3 protein-coding genes are annotated in these 3,520 nt (G+C 62.9%); all 3 read left to right on the forward strand.

Features of this window, described 5'->3' with window-relative positions; translation table 11 throughout:
- Nucleotides 1-526: 526 nt before the first annotated feature.
- Nucleotides 527-739, forward strand: a complete 213-nt coding sequence (locus ABGI63_RS25655; RefSeq protein ID WP_349745353.1) for a hypothetical protein — start codon at nt 527-529, stop codon at nt 737-739.
- Between the two features lie 9 nt (nt 740-748).
- Nucleotides 749-1,783: a TolB family protein gene (locus ABGI63_RS25660; protein WP_349745354.1), complete on the forward strand. Its 1,035-nt coding sequence runs from the start codon at nt 749-751 to the stop codon at nt 1,781-1,783.
- A gap of 60 nt (nt 1,784-1,843) precedes the next feature.
- Nucleotides 1,844-3,520: NHL repeat-containing protein (locus tag ABGI63_RS25665; protein WP_349745355.1), on the forward strand; the 1,677-nt coding region annotated here is incomplete at its 3' end.

Here is a 3,520-nt window from a genome sequence, read left to right on the forward strand (position 1 = left end):
CACTGGCGGGTGCTTTTGTGCCGGCACTTTGGCGCCGGCGTCAGATGGCTGCTCCCGACAGCACCGTCGCGAGTTAGTTCATGACAGGTTCGGCACAAGCCTGCCGGACCTTCTGATCCCTTCCGTGGTCATCGGTTGATTGGCCTTATGCATTGGTTTGGCGACTGTTTGTCGACCCTGCGGTGCAGGCAGGCGCTTGACCAAAGAAGCCAGACTGATAACGAATTTCATTCATGCCGTTCGACTAGGGGGGTGAGCTCAACTATCCCCCTGAACGCGGGGTGCTCGATGTCGGGTTTCGCCGTTTCTGCAGTTGCAGGCGGAGGCTTCTAGTGAAAGTATCGGTTTCACGCGACGGGCGCATATCGCCCAAAAAGCGAAGGAGACAAGCATGTCCCATTGGATTCTCGGTCTGGCCTCTGGCCTTCTGTGTGTGAGTCTGGGTGCCTCCGCCCAGTCTCCATCCCCGGCATCAGCAACCGCCAGTCTCTCCGGCCCCTCGGTGCTGAAGACCACGGAACCCGCGATGCTCAAAGGCCACGGTTTGCCGGCCGGCGCTGCCGTGACGGTTTTCGTTGCGGCGCCTAGCGGACAGACTGCTGGCTACAGCGCTGTCGTGGATGGCAACGGGCAGCTGAGCTATCGCCTCGTCGCTTCCCTGCCCGGCAGCTATCGGGTCACGGTTGCCGACACCGGCGGCCGCGCCTTGGCTCAGGCCACCGTCAACTTTGCTCAGTGAGGCCACGCCATGAAGCTGCAAGGGTTCATGTCGCTACTCGTGGTGTTGTGTGCAGGTGCGGCCTCGGCCTCAACCGTGTCGGATGAACTGCTGGTGATCAGCAGCCGCAACGGGGCAGCCGAGCTCTATCACCTGCGCCAGCAGGGGCAGGATGTGCAGAAGATGCGGGGAGCCCAGCCGTCGGCGGTGTTTGATGCGCGCTGGTCCCCCGATGGCCGGCAGGTCGCTTATGTTGCTGCTGCCGGGGCCTATGCGCATGTGTTCATTCACGACATGCTCACAGGCAGCCACCGACAACTGACCCAGGGCAATCACCTGAACGACAGTCCGCGCTGGTCGCCGGATGGTCGCCATCTCGTGTTCGTCAGTCATCGGGACGGCAACCAGAACATCTATCGCATGGATGCGGATGGCAAGAACCAGCAGCGCCTGACCGAGTATGCAGAAGACGATGTGGAGCCGGTCTGGTCGCCCGATGGCAAGCGCATTGCCTTCATGCGTAACGAAAACCGGCGCGATGTCTGGGTCATGAACGCTGACGGCAGTGCTGCACTGAACCTGACACGCTCGCCAGGTCGAGACGACAGTCAGCCTCAGTTCACGCCCGATGGTCTGCGCGTGCTGTTCACCACCCGGCAGAACAGCGTGGCCGAGATCTTCTCGATCGCGCTGGATGGCAGTGATCGACGCGCCCTCACCGACAACAAAGCCTACAACTCCGCGCCGCGCTTCTCCCCCGATGGCCGACACCTGGCCTTCTTGAGCAACGCTGGCGGTGAGGGGGTAACCCGTCTGTGGGTCATGAACGCCGATGGGACGAAGGCGCGCGCGCTGAGCGATTCCCAGCTGGACGATATGTCGCCGGAGTGGTCCCTCGACGGACTGCGCATCTACTTTGCCAGCACTCGCGAGGTGCGCACATCGATCTACAGCGTGGCGCTGCAAGGGGGGGCCGTCGAACGATTGACGCACGGCATCGGGCAGGACATGTTGCCCCAGGTTCGCCCGACTGCTGCCGCCTCTCGCGTGGCCCAGGCACGCTGAGGTGATGGTGGCCAAGGCCCCACGCATCCATTGCGCCAGAACAACCATCAGGAGACCGTGATGACACAACAAATCCGTTTCCCGCAGGCCATGCAAAGCCTGCTTGCGGCCGCCATGCTGCTGCTTCCCCTTGCGCTGTCGGCGGCGACCAAGACTTACACCACCGACACCGACTTTGATCTCGGTGCTCTGGACGGCGTCAACCACGATGCGCCCAACAACAACCAGCTTCAACTCAACCGCATCGGCACCACCTTCCCGGTGTTGTGGATTGCCAATGCCGGTGAGGACACGGTATCCAAGATCGATACCAACAACAACAAGGAGATCGCTCGCTACCGCACAGGATTCGGTCCTTCGGGTCAGGCCGGCTTCGTCTCGCACCTGGGCAATGCCTACGCCGGGCCCGCTCCTTCACGTACGGCGGTCGACATCCAGGGCAATGCCTATGTGCTGAACCGGCACTTCGACGGCAAGTCGGCCGTGCTGATCAAGATCCTGGCCGAGGGCGGGGTTGATCGCAATGGCAATGGCTCCATCGACACGTCCAGCGACCTGAACAACAACGGCATCATTGCTGGCGCCGAGATCCTGCCGATGGCTGACACCAACGGCAACGGCTATATCGATGCTGCCGAGTTGCAGGACGAGCGCATTGCCTGGGCGCGCCGCGTACCCGATGGGATTGCGGCTCCCTTCCGCAACGGCGCGCTCGGGCGCTCACTTTGTATCGCGCCGGACGGCAATCTGTGGGTAGGGCTGTTCAATGACGGCACCTACTACAAGGTGGCCGCCTCCGACGGCAGCACCGTCAGCGGCCCGCACAGCATCGGCCTGACGCCTTATGGCTGCCTGGTTGATCGCAACGGCATCCTGTGGAGCGCAGATCTGGGGTCCAGGCTGGGCAGGCTGGATACGAGCAACCCATCCAGCGTGGCGACCTTCTCATTCGGCATGTCGAACTACGGCATCGCGCTGGGCAATGATCGCGTCTATCTGGCAACCTACAGCGGTGCCAGCGGTCGACCGTTTGCCCGGTTCAACCCCGCCACCAACAGCTTTGATGCCCCGGCGGCCGCGAGCCATGGTGCCCTGGGCGTTGCTGTCGATGGCAGCGGCAACATCATCGCCGGCAATTACTCCTCGGGCGGCGTGACCAAGTTCGCCGCCGATGGCACCGTACTGTGGCAGCGGCCGGCGCAGGGCGGGACCGGTGAGGTTCGCGGTGTGGCTGTCGACGCGAACAACGATGTCTGGCTGATCCACCGCACCTCGGCCAATATCTCCAAGTACCGTGGCAGCGATGGCACGCCCTTGGGCGTCTTCCCGATCGGCAACGAGCCCTACACCTACAGCGACGCCGCCGGTTTTGCGGCCCGCAACATCACCAACAACACCGGCACCTGGACGGCGGTGTTCGATGGCGGTGCGGTCGGGACGGCATGGGGCAAGGTCAACTGGGCCGATCTGGTGCCGGCCGGTGCCTCCATCGGTGTCCAAATCCGCAGCGCGGACTCCGTCGCTGGTCTGTCCCTGCTGGCGTATCAGCCCATCGGGAAGAACGTCCAGTTCGCCGCCAGTGGGCGCTATATCCAGGTTCAGGCGAGGCTCAATGCGAACACCGCCGGCGACTCTCCGGTGCTCTATGACCTGACCGTCAACAGCAACAATCTGAGCTGCGACATCGATCAGAACGGCGCCATCGACATCAGCGACATCAACGCGATTCGCAGCAGC

Source organism: Roseateles cavernae (assembly GCF_040187885.1).
GTDB classification, from domain to species: domain Bacteria; phylum Pseudomonadota; class Gammaproteobacteria; order Burkholderiales; family Burkholderiaceae_C; genus Roseateles_E; species Roseateles_E cavernae.

Excerpts from the sequence above, each read along its gene's own strand:
- ABGI63_RS25660 (WP_349745354.1), top strand. The coding sequence starts at position 749 with ATGAAGCTGCAAGGGTTCATGTCGCTACTCGTGGTGTTGTGTGCAGGT.
- ABGI63_RS25655 (WP_349745353.1), top strand. The coding sequence starts at position 527 with ATGCTCAAAGGCCACGGTTTGCCGGCCGGCGCTGCCGTGACGGTTTTC.